The sequence below is a fragment of the Siculibacillus lacustris genome (assembly GCF_004328075.1).
Lineage (GTDB): Bacteria > Pseudomonadota > Alphaproteobacteria > Rhizobiales > Ancalomicrobiaceae > Siculibacillus > Siculibacillus lacustris.
On sequence record NZ_SJFN01000027.1, the window covers coordinates 13,229 to 35,206 of the forward strand.

15 protein-coding genes are annotated in these 21,978 nt (G+C 70.0%); 4 read left to right on the forward strand and 11 right to left on the reverse strand.

Annotated features, from left to right (window positions below):
* Positions 1-97: 97 nt before the first annotated feature.
* The gene (locus EYW49_RS16395) at positions 98-1,732 is read left to right on the forward strand and encodes an ABC transporter ATP-binding protein (protein WP_131310708.1); all 1,635 of its coding nucleotides are present in this window, start codon (positions 98-100) and stop codon (positions 1,730-1,732) included.
* Between the two features lie 10 nt (positions 1,733-1,742).
* On the opposite strand, the gene eutC is transcribed toward EYW49_RS16395, so the two are convergent.
* The 4 genes from eutC to EYW49_RS16415 form a co-directional block, all read right to left on the reverse strand.
* Positions 1,743-2,507, reverse strand: a complete 765-nt coding sequence (gene eutC, locus EYW49_RS16400; protein WP_131310709.1) for an ethanolamine ammonia-lyase subunit EutC — start codon at positions 2,505-2,507, stop codon at positions 1,743-1,745.
* Positions 2,504-3,913: an ethanolamine ammonia-lyase subunit EutB gene (locus EYW49_RS16405; protein ID WP_131310710.1), complete on the reverse strand. Its 1,410-nt coding sequence runs from the start codon at positions 3,911-3,913 to the stop codon at positions 2,504-2,506. The genes eutC and EYW49_RS16405 overlap by 4 nt, the downstream gene beginning before the upstream one ends.
* A gap of 177 nt (positions 3,914-4,090) precedes the next feature.
* Positions 4,091-5,161, reverse strand: coding sequence for an alkene reductase (locus EYW49_RS16410; protein WP_131310711.1), 1,071 nt, complete (start codon positions 5,159-5,161; stop codon positions 4,091-4,093).
* Between the two features lie 205 nt (positions 5,162-5,366).
* Positions 5,367-6,749 carry a globin-coupled sensor protein gene (locus tag EYW49_RS16415; protein ID WP_131310712.1) on the reverse strand — a complete coding sequence of 461 codons (1,383 nt, stop codon included), beginning with the start codon at positions 6,747-6,749 and terminating at the stop codon, positions 5,367-5,369.
* Between the two features lie 431 nt (positions 6,750-7,180).
* Here EYW49_RS16415 and EYW49_RS16420 point away from each other — a divergent pair, with 431 nt between their 5' ends.
* On the forward strand, positions 7,181-10,537 hold the full coding sequence (locus EYW49_RS16420) for an EAL domain-containing protein (protein WP_165498294.1): 3,357 nt from the start codon (positions 7,181-7,183) through the stop codon (positions 10,535-10,537).
* A gap of 72 nt (positions 10,538-10,609) precedes the next feature.
* On the opposite strand, the gene EYW49_RS16425 is transcribed toward EYW49_RS16420, so the two are convergent.
* The 7 genes from EYW49_RS16425 to cobA form a co-directional block, all read right to left on the reverse strand.
* Positions 10,610-13,804: an efflux RND transporter permease subunit gene (locus EYW49_RS16425; protein ID WP_131310714.1), complete on the reverse strand. Its 3,195-nt coding sequence runs from the start codon at positions 13,802-13,804 to the stop codon at positions 10,610-10,612.
* A 16-nt stretch (positions 13,805-13,820) separates the two neighbouring features.
* Positions 13,821-14,972 carry an efflux RND transporter periplasmic adaptor subunit gene (locus tag EYW49_RS16430; protein WP_131310715.1) on the reverse strand — a complete coding sequence of 384 codons (1,152 nt, stop codon included), beginning with the start codon at positions 14,970-14,972 and terminating at the stop codon, positions 13,821-13,823.
* A 130-nt stretch (positions 14,973-15,102) separates the two neighbouring features.
* Positions 15,103-16,713 carry a methyl-accepting chemotaxis protein gene (locus tag EYW49_RS16435; protein WP_131310716.1) on the reverse strand — a complete coding sequence of 537 codons (1,611 nt, stop codon included), beginning with the start codon at positions 16,711-16,713 and terminating at the stop codon, positions 15,103-15,105.
* Positions 16,688-17,212 (reverse strand): PAS domain-containing protein, encoded by a 525-nt coding sequence (locus tag EYW49_RS16440; RefSeq protein WP_131310717.1) that lies wholly within the window; start codon positions 17,210-17,212, stop codon positions 16,688-16,690. Before EYW49_RS16440 ends, EYW49_RS16435 begins: the two co-directional genes overlap by 26 nt.
* 450 nt (positions 17,213-17,662) lie before the next feature.
* Positions 17,663-18,088 (reverse strand): group III truncated hemoglobin, encoded by a 426-nt coding sequence (locus tag EYW49_RS16445; protein WP_228259646.1) that lies wholly within the window; start codon positions 18,086-18,088, stop codon positions 17,663-17,665.
* Positions 18,089-18,195: 107 nt separating this feature from the next.
* Entirely contained in the window at positions 18,196-19,524 is a 1,329-nt protein-coding gene (locus EYW49_RS16450) for a cobyrinate a,c-diamide synthase (protein WP_131310718.1), read from the reverse strand.
* Positions 19,521-20,312, reverse strand: a complete 792-nt coding sequence (gene cobA / locus EYW49_RS16455) for a uroporphyrinogen-III C-methyltransferase (protein ID WP_131310719.1) — start codon at positions 20,310-20,312, stop codon at positions 19,521-19,523. Before cobA ends, EYW49_RS16450 begins: the two co-directional genes overlap by 4 nt.
* A 50-nt stretch (positions 20,313-20,362) precedes the next feature.
* On the opposite strand from cobA, the gene EYW49_RS16460 reads away from it, so the two are divergent.
* Together EYW49_RS16460 and EYW49_RS16465 are read left to right on the forward strand one after the other, a co-directional pair.
* A complete protein-coding gene (locus tag EYW49_RS16460) occupies positions 20,363-21,496 on the forward strand; it encodes a cobalt-precorrin-5B (C(1))-methyltransferase (RefSeq protein WP_131310720.1) in 1,134 nt (377 codons plus the stop codon).
* Positions 21,497-21,610: 114 nt separating this feature from the next.
* Positions 21,611-21,976 carry a DUF4870 family protein gene (locus EYW49_RS16465; protein WP_131310721.1) on the forward strand — a complete coding sequence of 122 codons (366 nt, stop codon included), beginning with the start codon at positions 21,611-21,613 and terminating at the stop codon, positions 21,974-21,976.
* Positions 21,977-21,978 lie beyond the last annotated feature (2 nt).

Sequence of the window (21,978 nt, forward strand, 5' to 3'; positions counted from 1 at the left end):
CGGCGGCCGTGCGTCGCAACGCCTTGAGCCGCCGCAGCAGGCGGGCCATCATGGGCGCGCGGGTCCCGACCGACGGGGCCGCCCGCCCCGGAGCGCCATGGCCGTCCCCCCCGTCCTGTCGATCGAGCATCTCACCGTCGCCCTGCCGGCCGGCGCCGACCGGGCGCAGGCGGTGATCGATCTGTCGCTGACGCTCGCCGCCGACGAGACCCTGGCGCTGGTCGGGGAGAGCGGCTCGGGCAAGTCGGTGACCGCAGACGCGGTGATCGGCCTGACCGCGCCCGGCGTGCGGGTGGTCGGCGGCGCGGTGCGCCTCGACGGCGTCGATCTGCTCGGCCTCGACGAGACGGCGCGGCGCGACCTGCGCGGGCGGCGCATCGGCATGGTGTTCCAGGAACCGGCGACCGCGCTCGATCCCTTGATGCGCATCGGTCCGCAGATCGAGGAGGTGTTCGTCGCCCATCGCATCGGCGACGCCGCCGAGCGCCGCGCCCGGACGCTGGCGCTGATCGCCGAGGTCGGCCTGCCCGAACCCGAGACGATCTTCGACGCCCGGCCGTTCCAGCTCTCCGGCGGCCAGCGCCAGCGGGTGGTGATCGCCACGGCGCTGGCGCTCGATCCGGCGTTGCTGATCGCCGACGAGCCGACCACCGCCCTCGACGTCACCACCCAGGCGCAGATCCTGGCGTTGATCCGCACCCTGCAGCGCCGCCACGGCACCGCCGTGCTGTTCATCACCCACGACCTCGGCATCGTCGCCGACATCGCCGACCGGGTCGCGGTGCTCAGAGCCGGCCGGCTGGTCGAGACCGGGCCGACGGCGGAGGTGCTGGCCCGGCCACGGCACCCCTATACCCGCGCCCTGATCGACGCCGTGCCGGCCCCGGCGCCGCGCCCGAGTGGTGAGGCCGCGCCGTCCCGGCCGCCGATCCTCGAGGTCACCGGCCTCGCCAAGCGCCACGCCGACGGCGGCGGGTTGTTCCGTCGCGCCCGCAGCGTCGACGCGGTGATCGACGTCGACCTCCATCTCGCCCGCGGCGAGACCCTGGCGGTGGTCGGCGAGAGCGGCTCGGGCAAGTCGACGCTGGCGCGCTGTCTGGTGCGGCTGATCGAGCCCGACGCCGGCGAGATCCGCCTCGACGGGATCGACGTCGGCGGCCACGACGGCGAGGCGCTGCGGGCGGTGCGCCGCCGCGTCCAGATGATCTTCCAGGACCCCTGGGGGGCGCTCAATCCGCGCCGCCGCATCGGCGCCTCGATCGCCGCCGGTCCGCTCGCCGCGGGCCGCGATCGGCGGGAGGTCGCCGCTCGGGTCGGCGAGTTGCTCGCCCTGGTCGGGCTCGATCCGGCGATGGCCGATCGTTTCCCCCACGAATTCTCCGGCGGTCAGCGCCAGCGCATCGGCATCGCCCGGGCGCTCGCCCTCGATCCGGAGATCCTGATCGCCGACGAGGCGGTCTCCGCCCTCGACGTGTCGGTCCAGGCCCAGGTGCTGCGACTGCTCGACGACCTCAAGCGGCGCTTCGATCTGGCGCTGATCTTCATCACCCACGACCTGCGCGTGGCGGCGCAGATCGCCGATCGGGTGGCGGTGATGCAGGCCGGGCGGATCGTCGAAACCGGGCCGTTGGCGCGAGTTTTCGCCGCGCCGGTCCACCCCTACACCCGCAGTCTGATCGCCGCGGTGCCGGGCCGCGCCACCTTCGCCGGGGTCGAGACCCCGGCGCCGTGAGTCGGGGCGGTCAGGCGCCGCCGGGCAGTGCCGTCGCGGAGGGGGCGGTCAGCGCCTCGCTCGGCGAATCCTCCTTGAGCTCGACGCCGGACAGGCCGAGGCGGCGAGCCTCGCGCACCAGCCAGGCGAGCTTGTCGGCGGCGGCGGCTGGGGACAGCCCGTGGCCGTGGATGTTGGAGACGCAGTTGCGCTCGCTGTCGCGCCGCCCGGGCACCGGCTGGAAGGTCAGATAGGCGCCGAGCGAATCCGCCGCCGACAGGCCCGGCCGCTCACCGATCAGCATCACCACCACCTCGGCGCCGAGCGCCGCGCCGATCGGATCGCCGAGCGCCACTCGGGCGCCGGAGGCCACGACGATCGGCGCGATCGTCAGATCGCCGAGGCGAGCGATCAGGGCCAGCGCCGTGGTCGCCCCATGGGCATCGACCGCCGCCGCCGACAGGCCGTCGCCGATCACCACCGCGACGTCGAAGGGGCCGGCAGGCAGGCGTTCGGCCGCCCCCGCCGCGAGACGTCGGCCGAGATCGGGGCGGCGCAGATAGGTCGCCCGGTCGAGCGCCGCGCTCTCGACCCGTATCACCGGATGGGGAGCGAGGTCGGCGGTCAGCCGGTCGAGATCGACCGCACCGTGCACCGCGTCGCGGGCCTTGGCGTGGGCCATCTGGAAGGCCAGGAGGGGGGCGTTGGGCAGGGCGTCGCCGGCCCGCCCGAGGCCGATGCGCGCGCGGGTCATGCGCCGCAGCGCCGCGAATCCGTCGTCGACCGGGACCGTCATGCCGCTTCTCCCGTTGCGATCAGCCGCTGCACGGCACTCGCCCCCGCACCGAGCGGCGGCACCCGCCCGGCGGCATCGCCGAGCCCCATGCGGACCAGCCAAGCTTCGAACTCCGGCGCCGGGCGCAGCCCGTGGAGATGGCGCAGGCGCAGGAGGTCGTGGTGCGACAGGCTCTGGTAGTTGAGCATGATGTCGTCGGCACCGGGCACGGCGATCAGGAAATTGACCCCGGCGGCGGCGAGCAACAGCGCCAGCGTGTCCATGTCGTCCTGGTCGGCCTCGGCGTGATTGGTGTAGCAGACGTCGATGCCCATCGGCAGGCCGAGCAGCTTGCCGGTGAAGTGATCCTCCAGGCCGGCGCGGATGATCTCCTTGGAATCGTAGAGATACTCCGGCCCGATGAAGCCGACCACGGAATTGACCAGGAGCGGCGAGAAGGCCCGCGCCACGCCTTGGGCGCGCGCCTCCAGGGTCTGCTGGTCGACGCCGTGATGGGCATCCGCCGACAGCGCCGAACCCTGGCCGGTCTCGAAATACATCACGTTCGATCCGACCGTGCCGCGGTTCAGCGACAGGGCCGCAGCGCGTGCTTCGGCGAGGATGCCCAGATCGACGCCGAAGCCCGAATTGGCGCCCTGAGTGCCGGCGATCGACTGGAACACCAGATCGACCGGCGCGCCCTTCTCGATCGCGGCGATCGAGGTGGTGACATGGGCCAGCACGCAGGACTGGGTCGGGATGTCGAAGCGCTGCCGCATCTCGTCGAGCATCTCGAGCAGGCGGATCGCCGCGCCGAGATTGTCGCTGGCCGGATTGACGCCGATCACCGCGTCGCCCATGCCGAAGAGCAGGCCGTCGAGGGTCGCCGCGGCGATCGCCGCCGGGTCGTCGGTGGGATGGTTGGGCTGCAGTCGGGCCGCCAGCCGTCCGGGCAGGCCGATCGTCGAGCGGAAGCCGGTCACCACACGCGTCTTGGCGGCGACCGCCACAAGATCGCCGTTGGTCATCAGCTTGGACACCGCCGCCGCCATCTCCGGCGTCAGGCCGGGGGCGAGGCGGCCGAGCGCCGCGGCATCGGTCGACCAGTCGAGCAGGTGTTCGCGCAAGTCTCCGACGGTCATCGCCGCGACCGGCGCGAAGGCGGCCGCGTCGTGGCCGTCGCAGATCAGCCGGGTGACCTCGTCGATCTCGTAAGGGATCACCGGTTCGTCGAGGACCGCCTTCAGCGGCAGGTCGGCCAGCGCCATGCGGGCGGCCACCCGTCGCGCCGCCGAGGACGCGGCGATGCCGGCCAACTCGTCGCCCGACCGGCGCGGCGTGGCGCAGGCGAGCAGGGTCTTCAGATCGTCGAAGACGTGGGTCTCGCCATCGTAGACATGGCGGAAGCCGGAGCGCGCACGGCCCATGGGTCACTCTCGCTGCATCGGTCGCCGGCGGGCATGCCGGTCTCGCGAGAATAGGCGGTCGGCGGCGCGCCGCCAGTCGAAATCGACGTGGGACCGTCGCGACATCGCGCCACCTGCCCGAACGACGAGAGCCCGCCGGGGGGGCGGGCTCTCGGGACGATTGGCGATCGGGATCGGTCAGGCGACGGTGGTCAGCGCCGGGTAGTCGGTGTAGCCCTTGGGGCCGATGCCGCCGATGCCGTAGGCGGTCGAGAAGTCGATCTCCTGGAGCGGCGCGTCGAGACGCAGCCGCGTCACCAGATCGGGGTTGGCGATATAGGACTTGCCCCAGGACACCGCGTCGGCGCGACCGGCGGCGATCGCCGCTTCGGCGCTGGCCTTGGTGAACTTCTCGTTGGCGATCACCACGCCGCCGAACGCCGCCTTCATCGCCGGCGTCAGGCTGTCGGGGCCTTCGTATTCGCGGGTGAAGATGAAGGCGATGCCGCGCTTGCCGAGTTCGCTGGCGACATGGGTGAACAGCGGCGCCGGATTGCTGTCGCCGGCATCGTTGGAATCGCCGCGCGGCGCCAGATGGACCCCGACCCGGCCCTTGCCCCACACCGCGATCACCGCATCGGTGACCTCGAGCAGCAGGCGGGCGCGGTTCTCGATCGAGCCGCCGTAGATGTCGGTGCGCTTGTTGGTCTTGTCCTGCAGGAACTGGTCGATCAGGTAGCCGTTGGCGGCGTGGATCTCGACACCGTCGAAGCCGGCCAGCTTGGCGTTGCGCGCGCCTTCGACATAAGCCGCGATCACGCCGGGAATCTCGTCGAGTTCGAGGGCCCGCGGCGTCACGAAGTCCTTCATCGGGCGTACCAGATTGACGTGGCCGGCGGGCTGGACGGCGCTCGGCGCCACCGGCACTTCACCGTGCAGGTAGAGCGGATCGGAGATCCGGCCGACGTGCCAGAGCTGGGCGAAGATGCGTCCGCCCTTGGCGTGCACCGCCGCGGTGACCAGCTTCCAGCCTTCGACCTGGGCCTCGGTCCACAGACCGGGCGTATCGGGATAGCCGACGCCCTGGGGCGTGACCGCGGTCGCTTCCGACAGGATCAGGCCGGCGTCGGCGCGCTGGGCGTAATATTCGGCGTTGAGTTCGGTCGGCACGCGGCCCGGCGCGGCGCGGCAGCGGGTCAGCGGCGCCATGATGATGCGATTGGGCAACGTGAGGTCGCCGACGACCAGCGGAGAGAACAGTTCGGACATGAGGAGCGTCCTGGGTTCGGGAGGAGGGGACGTCGAAGGGATGAGCAGGGCCGACGTGAAAAACGTCGACGAGATCTCCCATATGGGGTCGTCTGCCGCGTCCCGCCAGTCATGCACTGCAACATGACGGCTCTGTGAATTTCGCGGGGCGCATCCCCGCGCGCCCCGATCGTCCTCCCGAGCCCGTCGTCGTGTCCGCCGGCCCTCAGCCGGCGCGGGTTTGCGGCGCCTTGGCGGCCGCGTCGGGACCGTGCTTCAACTGCTCGAGGAAGCCGCGCACCGCCTCGGCGAGGGCCTGCGAATGGCGTCCGGAGGCGCCGGCGGCGTCGGAGACGTTGCGGGCGCCGTCGCGGGTCTGGGTGATCGCCCCTTCCACCGCCACGACGTTGCGCGACAGGATCATCGTGCCGTCGGCGGCCTGGTGGACCGAGCCGGAGATGTCGCGGGTGACCGCGCCCTGTTCGACGATCGCCGCGGCGATCGACGAGGTGACCCCGCCGATCTCGCGCATCACCGCGCCGATCTCCTCGATCGCCGCCACCGCCTGGCCGGTGCCGTTCTGAATGTCGCCGACCTGCAGCGAGATCTCCTCGGTCGCCCGCGCCGTCTGGCCGGCGAGATTCTTGACCTCACTGGCCACCACCGCGAAGCCGCGGCCCGCCTCGCCGGCGCGCGCCGCCTCGATCGTGGCGTTGAGGGCGAGCAGGTTGGTCTGGGCGGCGATCGCCTGGATCAGGCCGACGACGGTGCCGATCTTGTTGCCCGAGGCCGCGAGGCTGCCGACCGCCCCGGCCATGGTGGTGGTCATGGTGTTGGCGCGCTCGACGATGCTGGTCGCCGACGAGATCTGGCGGCCGATTTCGCCGATCGAGGCATTGAGTTCTTCCGAGGCCGAGGCCACCGCCTGGACCATGGTGGCGGTCTCCTCCGCCGCCGCCGCCGCGCCGGTCGCCTGATCATGGGCCGAGACGGCGATCTTGGTGAGCTGTTCGGCGGTGCCGGCCATGCGGCGGGTGTTGCCGTCGACTTCGCCGAGCAACTTCTCGGTATCCTGACGGAAGCCGGCGACGCGGTCTTCGATGAAGGCCGAATGGCGCATCCGATCTTCGATCAGCACCTCCTGGTAGACGCTGATGGCGAAGTCCATGTCGAGCAGCACCGCCTGATTGACCGCCCGCAACTGGGCGATCAGTCGGGACTTCCGCAGGCCGCTGCGGCGCACCAGATGGGCTGAGATCTCGTTCAGCACGTACTGATAGCCGCCGATGTACCAGCGCGGCTCGAGGCCGATACGGTGATGGGCCCGGCCGATCGCCTTCACCGAGGCGGCGTAGTCGTCGTCGAAGCGGCCGCTGAACACCCGTCCCCAGTGGCGGCTCTGGGCCTTGGCGAGGTCGGTGCTGCGACCGGAGGTCATGCGCGCCAGCATCGGTTCGGTGCCGAGATGGCCGTAGAAGCTGCAGAGCAGGTCCGGCAGGATCGGCTCGATCGAAGCCCAGACCTCGCGCAGATTGCGCGTCGTCTCCTGGTCGATCCGGGCGAAGGCCAATCGGCGGGCGAGGTCGATACCTTGTGCGTCGTTCGTCATCGTGTTCCCCGGACTGGTCTTCGGTGAAATTCGCGGTGGATGTCGGAAGGTCTGGCCTCGTCATCGTCGCCTCGCGGCGACGCCTGCGGAAGTGACGTTGCGGAAGAACCGATCGAGAACTCGATCGGAACTACTGGGGACCGAGACTGCTGGAAGATGGTTTACAAAAGATGAATCGGGTGTATTCCTAATTTACCTGACGTAATACGCGAAATTTCAGTTGGGCGACATTCTGAAGTGCCCGTTTTCCGGGTGTTTTCCGGATCTTCCCGGGCACCGACAGGATTCGCCCCCCGGTGGTAATTCTGAGAAATTGCCCAGATTCACCGAAACTTAGGGATAACCAGACGAAGATCCTCCATCCCGATCGCGAGCCGATCGGGTACCGCGGGAAGCGATTCCCGATGTCCGATCGACCGGGAGGACGAAATTTGCGCGGGCTGCCGACGCTGATCGCAGTCGTCACGATCCATTCCCTGCTCGTGATCGGCAGCGTGAGTCTCCTCCATGCGCCCGGTGACCTGATCAGGATCTGGCCGGCGACCGCCTTCCTCATCTTTTCGCTGTGGCGCCTGCGCCCCGCGCCGCTGTGGCCGGCGATCGTCCTGCTCGTCGTCGCCGGGATCGGTGCGCGCCTGCTGGTCGGTGGGTCGCTGCTGTTTTCCGCCACGTCGGTGGTGATCAACTTCGTCGAGGTCGGCCTCGGCTTGGCGTTGCTGAGCGGTCTCGGCGAAGCCCGCCTCGACCGGAACGTCCCGACCTTCCTGAAGGCCCTGGGGCTGGTCGGCGGCGTCGTCACGCTGGTCGGCATGCCGTTCCACGCGGCGATTCTGGCGCTGAGCTTCGACCGTCCGTGGAGCGCGGTGGCGATGTCGGTGGCGCTCGGCGGGGTGATCGGCGCCGCGCTGATCCTGCCGCTGGTCGCCGCCGCCTCGACCGCGGCCTTCCGGGCGCAGTTGCGCGGGCGCGCAGCCGTCGAGAACGCCGCCCTGCTGGTGATGTGCGGCACGGTGCTGTGGTTCACGGTGTTCGAGCTGCATCAGCCGACCCTGATCCTGATGCTGCCGGTGCTGGTCGCCGCGGTCCGCCGTGGCCGGCTCCCCGCCGCGGTGTTCGGCGTCCTGCAGATCGGGTCGGTCCTGCTCGCCGGGCGCTTCGGCCTGCTCGCCGTGGGCTGGCCGTTCGCCGCCAGCGGGCTCGTCGCCGCGCCGTGGATCGCCGTGGCGATCCTGCTGCCCTATTGCATCGCCATGCTGGTCGAGGAATTGGCCGCCGAGCGCGAGAAGATCTCGACCAGCGAGACCTATTTCCGCGATGCCATGAACCACTCGCCCTTCGGCATGGCGCTGCTCGATCTCGACGGTCGTTGCTTCTCGGTCAACCGCGCGCTGTGCGAATTTCTCGGCTACGCCCCCGACGAGATCATCGGACGGGCGTCGAGCGATTTCGCCCTTCCGGAAGAACGCGAGAAGGTGGCGCCGCGGCTGCACGGTCTGGTCACCGGCCGATACGACGACTACACGATCGAGAAGCGCTTTCTCCACAAGGACGGTACGCCGCTGTGGGCCTTCGTCGCGGTCTCGGCGGTGCGCGACGAGGCGACCGGGCGCGCCCTCTACATGATCGTCCAGATGCAGGACATCAGCGCCCGCCGCGAGACCGAAAAGGCGTTGGAGGAGAGCGAAAGCCGCTGGAACTTCGCCCTGGAGAGCGCCGGCCAGGGGGTCTGGGACCACGACTACGGCCGCAACCGTACCTTCTATTCGGCGACCTGGGCGCGCATGCTCGGCTATCGCCCCGAGGACATGTCGAGCGAATCCGACGCCTGGCTGTCGCTGGTCCATCCCTTCGACCTGCCGCGTCTGCTCCATCAGGAACATCTCCACCTCGAGGGCCGCACCGCGCAGTTCGAGTGCGAATTCCGCATGCGCCACAAGGACGGCCACTGGGTGTGGATCCTCGATCGCGGCAAGGTCATCGCCCACGGGCCCGACGGCCGCCCGACCCGGATGATCGGCACCCACACCGACATCACCGAACATCGCCTGCTCACCGAAGCGCTGCAGCAGGAGAAGGAGCGCCTGCGCATCACCCTGCAATCGATCGGCGACGGCGTGATCTGCACCGACGAAGAGGGCCGCGTGACCTTCGTCAACCCGATCGCCGAGGCGCTCACCGGCTGGTCGGCGACCGCCGCTCTCGGGCGGCCGTGCGACCTGGTCTTCCGGGTGGTCCACGAGATCGACGACGTGCCCGTCGAGAACGTCGTCACCACCTGCCTCGCCCGCCTCGACCGGGTCGCCCGCGACGAAGGCATGGTGCTGGTCGGCCGGTCGGGGGCCCGCGTCGACGTCAAGGCCTCGGCCTCGCCGGTGCGCAAACCCACCGGTGAAGTGCTCGGCGCGGTCTTGGTGTTCCAGGACGTCACCCGCGCCCGCACGCTGCAGAAGGAGCTCGCCGTGATGGCGAGCCACGACGCCCTGACCGGCCTGCTCAACCGCACCTCGTTCGAGCGTCGGCTCGAGGAGCATTGCGCCGAACTCGCCTCGGGCGGGCGCGAACACACCCTGGTGTTCCTCGACCTCGACCGCTTCAAGATCATCAACGACACCGCCGGCCACGCCGCCGGCGACGTGCTCCTGCGCGAGATCGGCCGCTTGATTCGCGAACACATGCGCCGCGCCGACGTCGTCGCTCGTCTCGGCGGCGACGAGTTCGGGGTGCTGATCGTCGACACGCCGATCGGCGAGGCCGAAGCCATCGCCGAGCGTCTGCTCGAACGCATCGGCCGCACCCGCTTCGCCTGGAGCGGCCGGGTCTACGAGGTCGGCGCCTCGGTCGGGCTCGCCCGCGTCGACGGCGAGACTCCGCATGCCGCCGACGTGATGAGCCGCGCCGACGTCGCCTGCTATGCCGCCAAGGCCTCCGGTCGCAACCGCGTCTCGGTCTACCACCCGTCCGAGGGCGACGCCCGCCGCCATCATCACGAGCTCTACACCGCCGCCGGCATCCGCGCCGCCCTGGAGACCGGGCGCTTCGTGGTCTATGCCCAGACCATCGCCGATCTGCGCCCCTCGGGGCGCCTGCACCACCACGCCGAGCTCCTGGTGCGGATGATCGAAGAGGACGGCTCGATCCTGTCGCCGGGCGCCTTCATCCCGGCCGCCGAGCGCTACGGATTGATGGCGGCGATCGATCGCTTCATGATCAGTCAGGTGCTGGAGCGCTACGACCGCGCCATCCTGGCGGTGCCGCGGCTGGTGGTGTCGATCAACCTGTCGGCCAATTCCCTCGAAGATCCGGGATTGCTCGCCTATCTCGCCGAGAAGCTGGAAGGCTCGGCGCTGCCGCCCCACCGGATCCATTTCGAGATCACCGAGACCTCGCTGATCAACAATCTGACCCACGCCGGGCGGCTGGTCGAGGCGCTCAGGGCGGCCGGCTATTCGATCATGCTCGACGACTTCGGCGCCGGCGTCAGCTCCTTCGCGTATCTGGAGCAGTTCCCGGTCGACTATCTGAAGATCGACGGCAGCTTCGTGCGCAAATTGACCACCAGCTTCGTCGACCGGGCGATCGTCGAATCGATCAACGACATCGGCCACAAGCTCGGGGCGATCACCGTCGCCGAGTTCGTCGAGGACGCCGAGACGCTGCAGGCGCTCGAGGACATCGGCATCGACATGGCCCAGGGCTACCACATCGCCCGGCCGCAACCGCTCGAGGAGCTGCTCGAGCGCCTGTCCGACGGCTCGATTCCGGCGCTGCCCGAGCGCATGGCCGGCTGATCCGGCGGTTCCCGTTCACTCGATCGCTGCGACCCGCCGCCCGCACCGTGGTGCGCCCGGCGGGGAGGGGGCTCACGCCTCCTTCGCCGCCTCGCGGGCATTGGCCTCGGACACCGCCCGGCGCTTGGCGCGGGTGCGGAACCAGCCGAGGGTCTTGCGGATCGTCACGTAGAACACCGGCGTCAGGAACAGACCGAAGAAGGTCACCCCGATCATCCCCGAGAACACCGCGGTGCCCAAGGCCTGGCGCATCTCGGCGCCGGGGCCGACGGCGATCACCAGCGGCACGACGCCGAGGATGAAGGCGAAGGCGGTCATCAGGATCGGCCGCAGACGCAGTCGACAGGCCTCGATCACCGCCGCGACCGGGCCGTTGCGGTGCTGGACCTCGCCCTCGGAAGCGAATTCGACGATCAGGATGGCGTTCTTGGCGGCGAGCCCGACCAGCACGATCAGGCCGACCTGGGTCAGGATGTTGTTGTCCATGCCGCGCCACATCACCCCGGCCAGCGCCGCGCCGACGCTGAGAGGCACGATCAGGATGATCGACAGGGGCAGCGCCCAACTCTCGTACTGAGCCGCGAGCAGCAGGAACACGAACACCACCGACAGGCCGAAGATGGCGATGGTCGAGGATCCCGCGAGCTTCTCCTGGTAGGCGAGTTCGGTCCATTGGAAGCCGGTGCCGGGCGGCAGCACCTTCTGGGCGATCGCCTCGATCTTGTCGAGGCCGACGCTCGACGCCACGCCCGGCGCCGCGCTGCCCTGCAAGGGCACCGAGGTGTACATGTTGTAGCGCTGGATCAGCGAGGGTCCGGCGACGTCGCGGATGCTGACCACCGTGCCGAGCGGCACCAGGGCGCCGGAGCTCGAGCGCACCTTGAGCTGCGAGATGTCGTCCTTGGACAGGCGGAAGCGGTCGTCGGCCTGGGCGCGAACCTGATAGACCCGGCCGAAGGCGTTGAAGTCGTTGATGTAGGCGGTGCCGAGATTCTCCTGGAGGGCATCGAAAACCGCGCCGATCGGCACGTTCAGCATCTGCGCCTTGGTGCGGTCGATCTCGACATAGACCTGCGGCGTCGAGGCGGTGAAGGTGGTGAACACCCCGCGCAGATCGGGGTCCTGCGCCGCCATGCCCATCATCTGATAGGTCAGGCCGAGGATGCGGCGCATGTCGGCCGAATCCTTCTCCTGGATCTGCAGCTTGAAGCCGCCCTGGTTGCCGAGGCCGCGCACCGGCGGCGGCGGCACGGCGACCGAGAAGGCCTCCTGCATCGGCGCCAGCTTGGCCTTGATCGCCGCGACGATGACGTCCGAGGTCTGCCCCGCCGGCAGGCGTTCGTCGAAGGACTTGTAGGGCGCGAACAGCACCGCGCCGTTCGACGACGGGGTGAAGGTCGCGGCATTGACGCCGGCCACTTCGATCGTATGGGCGACGCCCTCGACCTCGCGCACCAGACGTCCGGCGCGCGAGATCACTTCCTGCGTCCGGGTCAGCGAGGCGCCGTCGGGCAACTGCAGGATGACCAGCGCATAGCCCTGATCCTGGGCCGGGATGAAGCCGGTGGCGAGGTGTTGGGCGAACCACACCGTGCCGCCGATCAACCCGGCATAGACCACCAGCGCCAGATAGCGCCAGCGCACCACGAAGCCGACGCTCGCGGCATAGCCGTTGGCGACGTGGTCGAAGCCGCGGTTGAAGCCGTCCGCCAGCCACCGGGTGGTCCGCCCGACGAACGTGCGGGGGGCGTGGTCGAGGTCGTGCGGCTGCAGGAGCAGCGCCGCCATCGCCGGCGACAGGGTCAGCGAGTTGAGCGCCGAAATGATCGTCGACACCGCGATGGTGACCGCGAACTGGCGATAGAACTGACCGGTGATGCCCGACACGAAGGCCGCCGGGATGAACACCGCGGCGAGCACCAGCGAGATCGCGACGATCGCCGTGCCGACCTCGTCCATGGTGGTGTGGGCGGCGTCGCGCGGCCGCATGCCGGTGGCGATGTTGCGCTCGACGTTCTCGACCACGACGATGGCGTCGTCGACGACGATGCCGATCGCCAGCACCAGGCCGAACAGGGTCAGGGTGTTGAGCGAATAGCCCATCGCCGCCAGCACCGCGAAGGTGCCGATCAGCGACACGGGGATCGCCAATACCGGGATGATCGCGGTGCGCCACGACTGCAGGAAGACGATCACCACGACGACGACCAGGGCCAGCGCCTCGGCCAGGGTCTTGTAGACCTCGTCGACCGAGGCCTGGATGTATTCGGTCGGGTTGAACGGAATCGCGTAGGCGAGCCCGCCAGGGAAGCCCCGGGCGATGTCGGCCATGGTCACCTGGACCTGTTTGGCCGCGTCGAGCGCGTTGGTGCCGGGCCGCTGGAACACGCCGAGCGACACCGCGGTGCGCCCGTCGAAGGACGAGGCGTTGGTGTAGCTCTGGGCGCCGATCTCGACGCGGGCGACGTCCTTGAGGCGGATCACCCGCCCGTCGGGCGTCGAGCGGACGATCACCTGCTCGAACTGCGCGGCCTCCTGGAAGCGGCCCTGGGTGCGGACCACCATCTCGAAGGCATTGTCCTTGGGCGCCGGCTGGCCGCCGAGGGTGCCCGAGGAGACCTGGACGTTCTGTGCCTTGACCGCCTGGACCGCGTCGTCGGCAGTGAGCCCGAGGCTCGCCAGCCGGTCGGGATCGAGCCAGACGCGCAGCGCATAGAGACGTTCGCCGAAGATCTGCACGTCGCCGACGCCGTCGAGCCGCAACAGCTGGTCGCGGACGTTGGCGCGGGCATAGTTCGACACGTAGAGCGGATCGAGGGTGTTGTCGGGCGAGTACATCGTCACGACCAGCAGGAAGTCGGGCGACGACTTGGTGGTGGTGACGCCGAGTTGCTGCACCGCCTGGGGCAGGCGCGGCTGGGCGATCGCCACCCGGTTCTGGACCAGCACCTGCGCCTTGTTGAGGTCGGTGCCGAGCCGGAAGGTGATGGTCAGCTGCATCGACCCGTCGGCCGACGAGTAGGAGGACATGTAGAGCATGTCCTCGACGCCGTTGATCTGCTCCTCGATCGGTGTGGCGACGGTGCCGGCGACGGTCTCGGAATCGGCGCCGGGATAGGAGGCGCGGACCACGATGGTCGGCGGGGCGATCTCGGGATATTGGGCGACCGGCAGCGACACGAAGGCGAGCGAGCCGACGATCACCATCAGGATCGACAGGACCGACGCGAAGATCGGCCGCCGGACGAAGAAATGGGCGAAACGCATGCGGGGTCGCCTCTTCTCAGTTGGCCTTGACCGGCGGCAGTTCGACGCGCTGCGGCGTCACCTTGACGCCCGGGCGGATGCGCACGAGGCCGTTGACGGCGATCGTCTCGGATCCGTCGAGGCCCGAGCGGATCAGCCGGTAGCCGTCGATCTTGGCGCCCGGGACGACCGGCTTCGGCGTCACCGTGCCGTCGGTGGCGACCGCATAGACGATGCGGCGGGTCTGGTCGGAGGCGATCGCCTCGTCGGGGATCAGCACGCCGCGGTGCAGGCCGCCCATCGGCAGGCGGATCTTGCCGAACAGGCCGGGGGTCAGGAACAGGTCGGCATTCGGTACCTTGGCGCGCAGGCGCATCGTGCCCGAGGCTTGATCGACGCGGTTGTCGAAGAAGTCGACCACCGCCTGCCGCTTCGGCTCGCTCTCGTCGGTGGTCGCCACCGCGCCCTTGAGGCCGACGATCGACGCCTTGGTGCCGCCTTCGACCGCCACCCGCTCGAGCGCCAGGAAGGTCGCCTCGTCGAGATCGAAATAGAAGTCGATCGGATCGGCCGCGACGATCGTCGTCAGCAGCGTGTCGGCGGCGCCGATCAGGTTGCCCTCCGAGACGAGGCGACGCGAGATCCGGCCGTCGATCGGCGCGCGGATCTCGGTGAATTCGAGGTTCAGTTTGGCCGCCGCCAGCGCCGCCTTGTCGCCGACCGCCCGCGCCTGCGCCTGCAGGAAGGCCTGACGGCGTTGATCGAACAGCTGATCGGTGATGTTGCCGGTCTTCTGCAACTGGGTGGCGCGTTCGAGATCGGAGGTGGCGAACTGCAGCGTCGTCTCCGACACGGTCACCGCCGCGATCGCCTGATCGACCGCCGCCTGATAGGGGCGCGGATCGATGGTACACAAGAGGTCGCCCTTGTGGACGAAGCTGCCTTCGGCGAAGGCGATCGACTGGAGATAGCCCGCCACCCGCGCCTTGACCTGGACGGTCTGGATCGCGTCGAAGCGGCCGGTGAACGACAGGGTCTCCTGGATGTCCTTGACCACCGGCGCCGCGACCTGGACCGGCGGGGCGGGCGGCGGACCGCCGGCGCTCTGGGCCAGGGCCGAGGTACCGCAAACGCCCGTCAGCAAGGCGACGGAGAGGGCGAGGCGGAGGGGCAGGGACGCGCGCTGCATGGGGGGACCCGTGGATCGGAGAAACGAACGACGGCCGGGAGCAAACCCGGCCGCCATATATTTCTGCACGAACTGCTGCGCTGCGTCACGCCCGCATCCGGACATATTTTTGCGAACCGCCCTCTCACGGTCAGGCGGCGCGGTCCTGCTCGACCAGTCGGCGCAGACGGCCGATCGCCGCCTCCGACAGGTCGGCGGTGCGGAATTCGACTCCGAATTCGCCGTCCTTGACCCATTTGACCACGCCCGGGATCAGCACGCCCGGTTCGCCGGACAGCCGAACTTCGGTGCCGACCGCGAGGTTGGTGGCGGCGCCGGCGATTCGTGCACCGGTGAGGGAGACGTCGACGCACACCCCCTCGTCGACGCGGCCGCCGCGATGGACCTCGATGTCGTGGCCGGCCGGCACCCGGCCGTTGGTGGCGTGGCGGCGGTCGAGCGGGCCCTGGCGCAGCGACACCAGGAAGTCGCGCACCGTCTCGGCGAGGCGTCCGCCCTCGATGGAGATCGAGCCGGAGGTGTCGCGCAGGCCCTGGGCGAGATCGACGGTCTCGCGGGCGATGCCGCTGATCCCCTGGATGTTGCGGGTGACCCCACGGGTGCCTTCGAGCACCGAATCGACGTTGTGGGCGATGTCGTTGGTGGCGGTGATCTGGCCGCCGATCGAGCGGCGGATCTCGCCGGTGATCGCGTCGATCTCGGCGATCGTGCCGCCGATGCCCTCGATCGACTGGACCGCGGCGCGGGTCGCGGTCTGCACTTCGCCGATGTGGCGGGTGATCTCGCCGGTGGCCCGCGCGGTCTGGTCGGCGAGGCCCTTGACCTCGGCGGCGACCACCGCGAAGCCGCGTCCGGCCTCGCCGGCGCGCGCCGCCTCGATGGTGGCGTTGAGGGCGAGCATGTTGGTCTGATGGGCGATCTGGTCGATCAGGCCGGTGACCAGACCGATCTTCTCGGCCGCCGCGGCGAGGCCGGAGACGATGCGGCCGGTCTCTTCGGCGCGGTCGACGGCGGCGCGGGCGATGGTCGCGGAGCGTTCGATCTCGCCGCCGATGCCGCGCGCCGAGGCGGTCAGGCGGGCGGCGGCCTCGGCCACCGCCTGGACGTCGGTGGTGGCGGCCTGCGAGGCCTCGACCACCGCGACGGCGCGCTGGTCGGTGGTGCCGGCGCCGTCGCCCATCCGGGTGGCGGCGTCGCCCATGCCGTGGGAGGCGGCGGTCAGGGTCTCGACGATGGTGTTGATCGCCGCGCCGAAGTCCTCGGTCGAGACGTTGAAGGCCTCGACCCGCTCCTCGATGCGGTCGGTCGCTTCGTTGATGGTCTCCGAGGCCCGGAGCAGCGCCCCGTGCATGCCGTGCGGCAGGATGCGGCGGTAGTAGCGGTTGTGGCGGACGGCATCCATCGCCGCGCTCGATTCGCGCACGAAGGCGTCGAGATGGTCGGCCATGTCGTTGATCGCTTCGGTGAGTTCGCCGATCGCCCCGCGCTGGTCGAACACCAGATTGCGGGTCTCGAAGTCGCCGCGCGCCAAGCCGTTGCACACCGCGATCGCCCGGTCGATGCCGGCGCCGGTGCGGGCCCCGAGGACCAGCGCCGCCGTGCCGCCGAGCGCCGCCAGCGCCAGCCCGATCCAGGTCGCGAGTGTCGATCCCCAGGCGACCCCGGCCGCCGCGACGGCCACGCCGAGGAGCGCCGCGACGCCCGGCGCCACCGCCTCAGAGCGAAAAGATGAGTTCGTCATAGCTGGTCGCCTTCGACTTCACGAGGTCCGTGAGCTGCGCATAGGAGGCCTTGAGGCCCTCCTTGGCGCTCGAATAGGAGGCTTCGGTCGCCAGCAATCCGGCATAGACCGGCTCCATCACGTCCCGAACGATGCGCTGTTCCGGGACCCGGCGATTGGAGTGATAGCCGACCACCCGACCCTGATCGTCGTAGGACGGCGTGACATGGGCGAACACCCAATAATAGTCGCCCCAGCGGGTCATGTTCTTGACGTAGGCGAAGACTTCCTTCTCTTCGGCGAGCCGATCCCACAACAGCTTGAACACCGCCCGCGGCATGTCGGGATGGCGGATGATCGAGTGTGGTGCCCCCATCAGTTCGGCGCGGGAATAGCCGCAGACCTTGGAAAAGGTACGGTTCGCATAGGTGATCTTCCCCTTGAGATCGGTCTTGGAGACGATGATCTCGTCGGGGGCGAACGTCACCTCGCGGTTCGTTGGAACAATCTTCTGAGCCATGGGCAGCGCATCCGGGCAAAATCGTCGGGATCGATGCAACAGAATTGGCGTCGAAGCGGTTAACAATTCGTTCGAATGGCCTCGACGTGGTGGTCTCTCGTAGAACTCTTTTGTCGAAGGTCCGTGTAATTCCAAGTGTCGCACAATAATTTCAGTTCACCGCCACACGGAATACCTTACCGGGCGTCACCGCCGACTCGGCGCGTCCTCGGGTCGTGCATCGCCTCCACTCGGTCGGCGTCGGGGTGACGGGCGTTCGCGAGAGGCGCCGGCCGGGCCGTTTGACTCGGATTCTTCGACTTTCGGAATTTTTGCATTGCCATTTCGCGGTGCAGCATTATATTGGGAAGGTGATCGGCGCTCCGGCGTCGGCCACGGCCCTCCTTGGGCGTTTCCTCCCTAGACTTGGGCCGCCGCAAGGCGGCCTTTTTTTATGCCCACGGCGCCGGGTCAGTGCGGCAGGCGCATCGGTCGGCCGTCGGGGCCGCGCAACGGAAACAGCCCGGCCTGGAAGGCGACGCTCATGTGCCCGGCCTTGGTGATCGCCTGTTCGGCGGTGTCGGCCGGCAGTTCGGCGCGGGCGGCCTCGGCGAACAGCGCCATCCAGCGGTCGAAATGGGCGGGCTCGATCTTCAGCGCCCAGTGCGGCGGGAACGGCTTGCCCTGGTAGCGTTCGGTGCCGAGCAGTTGGCGCGACCAGAAGTCGACGATCACCGCCAGATGGGCCTCGGGCTCGGGCAGAGCCGCCAGGATCGGCGCCAGCAGCGCATCATCGGTCCATCCCGCATAGAAGCGGCGCACCATCCGCACGATCGCCGTCTCGATCTGGGCCGCCTCGGGACCAGGGGTCGCCACGTTCATCAGATCGCGTTCCATGTCTTCGGCCTCGTCGCGCATGGGAGGCCCAGTGCTCGCAGGTCCGCGGCGCGCCCCGCAATCCGCAGAATCACACAACCGCCGTGACGGACGCGGCGAGATCGACCTCAGGCGCCGGCGATCACATGGAAGAAGCTGCCGGTGACCCGCCCGCGCCGAGCGCCGGTCGCCACGGAAGCGCCGCCGTGGACGTCGGCGGCGAGCGCGAAGGGCGGGTCGCCCCCGGCATCGATCACCGTGGCGTAGTGGAACTCGTGGCCGGCGAGGCGTTGCCCCGCGCGGCCCAGAATTCCGTCGGCGAGGAGTTCGACCGAGCGATAGCCGAGAGTCATCCGCCGCGTCGCGAAGGAGGTGGCGACGTCGAGGAGGCCGGCCATCGGATGGACGGTGCCGGCAGCGTCGGTCAGCGTGCGCCCGAGCACCATGTAGCCGCCGCACTCGCCGTGCACCGGCCGGGTCTCGGCGAAGCGGGCGAGCCCGGCGCGGAAGCCCGTCGCCGCGGCGAGGCGTCCGGCGTGGAGTTCCGGATAGCCGCCGGGCAGCCAGCACACGTCGCAATCGTCCGGCGGCGCCTCGTCGGCGAGCGGCGAGAAGGGGACGATCTCCGCCCCGGCGGCCCGCCAGCCGAGCAGGAGATGGGGATAGAGGAAGGTGAAGGCGGCGTCGCGCGCCACCGCGATGCGCGCGCCCGGCGGCGGCAGTGGCCGCCCGCCCGAGGGATCCGGGGCGCCGAGCGGCGCGGCGCACGCGATCACCCGGTCGATCGCCAGATGGGCCTCGGCGAAATCGGCGAGGCGGTCGAGGATCGCCGCGAGATCGGCGGTCTCTTCGGCCTGGACCAGACCGAGATGGCGCTCCGGCAGCACCAGATCCGGCCGCCGCGGCAGCGCGCCGAGCACCTCGACGCCGATCGCCGTCATCGCCTGGGTCACCAAACGGACGTGCCGCTCCGAGCCGACCCGGTTGAGGATCACCCCGGCGATCGCCAGATCCGGCGCCAGCACCCGGATACCGGCCACCGCCGCCGCCGCCGACTGCGACTGGCCGGAGACGTCGAGCACCAGCACCAGCGGCAGGCCGAGGGCGCGGGCGACGTCGACACTGGCGCCGCTGCGGCCGGGCGTGTCGCCGACCCCGTCGAGGAGGCCCATCAGTCCTTCGACCACCACCAGATCGGCGCCGACCGCCGCCTGGCGCGCCAGCCCGGCGAGCAGCGCCGGCGGCATCGCCCAACTGTCGAGATTGAGGCTCGGCCGTCCGGTCGCGGCGCCGTGGAAGGCCGGATCGATATAGTCGGGGCCGCATTTGGCGCCGGACACGGCGAGGCCGCGTCGCGCCAGCGCCCGCATCAGTCCGAGGGTCACGGTGGTCTTGCCGCTGCCCGAGCGCAGCGCCGCCACCAGAAGACCGCGAGGAACGGCGGGGGGAGGGGTCATGGCCGGCCGTCGCCGTAGCCGAGGGCGGCGCGCAGCGGCACGATCGAGCCGACCACGGTGATGGTCGGCGCCTCGATGCCGGCGAGCGCGGTGTCCTCGATCGCCCCGGCCAGGGTGGTCACCAGCACCTTCTGGTCGGGCGTGGTGGCGCGGGTCACGAAGCCCATCGGCGTGTCGGGGGGAAGCCCGGCGGCGGTGAAGGCCGCGACGATCGCCGGCAGATTGCTCATCGCCATGTAGAGGACCAGGGGCGCCCCGGTCCGCACGAAGGCCGCCCAGTCGGTCGCTTCCGGGCCCTCGACGGCGTAATGGCCGGTCATCAGCACGATCGCCTGATTGGTGTCGCGGGTGGTCGCCGGGATGCCCGCGGCGGCGAGGCCGCCGAGGCCGGCGGTGATGCCGGGGACGACGTGGAACGGCACGCCGGCCTGATGCAGAGCGAGCGCCTCCTCGCCGCCGCGCCCGAACACGAAGGGATCGCCGCCCTTGAGCCGCAGCACCCGTTTGCCCTGGCGCGCCAGTTCGATCAGCCGCTCGGTGATGTCGCGCTGCTTGGCCGAAGGCTTGCCGCCGCGCTTGCCCGCGAATTCGCGCTCGGCATCGGGACGTACCAGGGCGACGATGTCGGGGCCGACCAGGGCGTCGTAGACCAGCACGTCGGCGGTCGCCAAGGCATGGATCGCCCGAGCGGTGAGCAGGCCGGGGTCACCCGGGCCGGCGCCGACCAGCCACACGCTGCCCGGCACGAACTCCGGCAGATGCCGCGTCAGCGGTCCGAGATCGATCATCGTACATCCTTCCGTTGACGTCGCCGGCGGTTCAGATACCAACTCGCGACATGATTGACGACCTTCCTCCGACCAATGATCCGGCCCCCGCGGACCTGCGCCGCGGCTGGACCACCGGTGCCTGCGCCACCGCCGCGGCCAAGGCGGCGTGGCGGGCGCTGATCCTCGGCGACTTCCCCGATCCGGTGGAGATCGCCCTGCCCGGCGGCGGCCGTCCGGCCTTCGCGCTGGCCACTCAGGAGCGCGGCGACGGCTTTGCCCGCGCCGGCGTGGTCAAGGACGCCGGCGACGATCCCGACGTCACCCACGGCGCGCTGATCGTCGCGACCGTTTGCCGCGGTGCCCCGGGCGCGGGCACGACCTTCCGCGCCGGGCGCGGCGTCGGCACGGTGACCCGCCCCGGCCTGCCGATCGGGGTCGGCGAACCGGCGATCAATCCGGTACCGCGCGCCATGATCTCGGCGGCGATCGCCGAGGTCGCGGCGGAAGCCGGCATCGCCCCGGACGCCGAGGTCGAGATCGCCATCGTCGACGGCGAGAGTCTGGCGCTGAAGACCCTCAATCCGCGGCTCGGCATCGTCGGCGGCCTGTCGGTGCTCGGCACCACCGGCATCGTCGTGCCCTTCTCCTGCTCGGCCTGGATCCACTCGATCCACCGCGGCATCGACGTGGCGCGGGCCTGCGGCCTCTCCCATGTCGCGGGCGCCACCGGCCACACCAGCGAACTCGCGGTCCAGGCGCTGCACGGGCTCACCGACGTGGCGATGATCGACATGGGCGACTTCGTCGGCGGCATGTTGAAGTACCTGCGCAGCCATCCGGTCGCCCGCGTCACGGTGGCCGGCGGCATCGCCAAGATGGTCAAGCTGGCGCAGGGGATGGCCGATCTCCACTCCAAGCGCGGATCGGTCGACCACGAATTCCTGGCGCGGATCGCCGCCGACGGCGGCGCGACGCAAGCGACCGTCGAGCGGGTGCGGAGCGCCAATTCGGCGCTCGAGGTGCTGGAGATCGCCCGCGCGGACGGCTTCGATCTCGGCGGCCCGATCGCCGCGGCCGCCTGGGCGACCGCCGCCAAATTGCTCGGCGACGCGCCGATCGCGCTCGAAGTGGCGGTGTTCGACCGTCAGGGCGGACTGGTCGCCTCGACGGGTTTTCGGGACGTGGCGTCGCGCGGCGCCTGAACCGCAGATTTCCCTACGGATTTCTGCGCGGAGCGCGGCCCCCACCGCTGGACAGCCGTCCGAGCCGCCCTCATTGTGACGGGCGTTGATATTCGTCCATTGCCGGAGGCTTCGATGTCCTACACCCCAACCCCCGATGCGTCTTCGCCGGCCTCTCCCAAGACCTGGGCGATCGTCGTCTGGGCCCTCTACCTCGGCGGCGCGGTGACCGTCGGCATCGCCGGGATCGTCGGCCTGATCGTCGCCTACCTGAAGCGGGGCGACGTCGCCGGGACGGTCTACGCGAGCCACATCACCTCGGCGATCCGGACCTTCTGGATCTCGCTGATCGCCGGGATCATCGGCTTCGTGCTGTCCTTCGTCGGCATCGGCCTCCTGGTGCTGATCGCGGTGGGCATCTGGAGCCTGTTCCGCGCGGTGCGCGGCCTGCTCAAGGCGCTCGACGCCAAGCCGATCGACGATCCCGAAGGCTGGCTGTGACG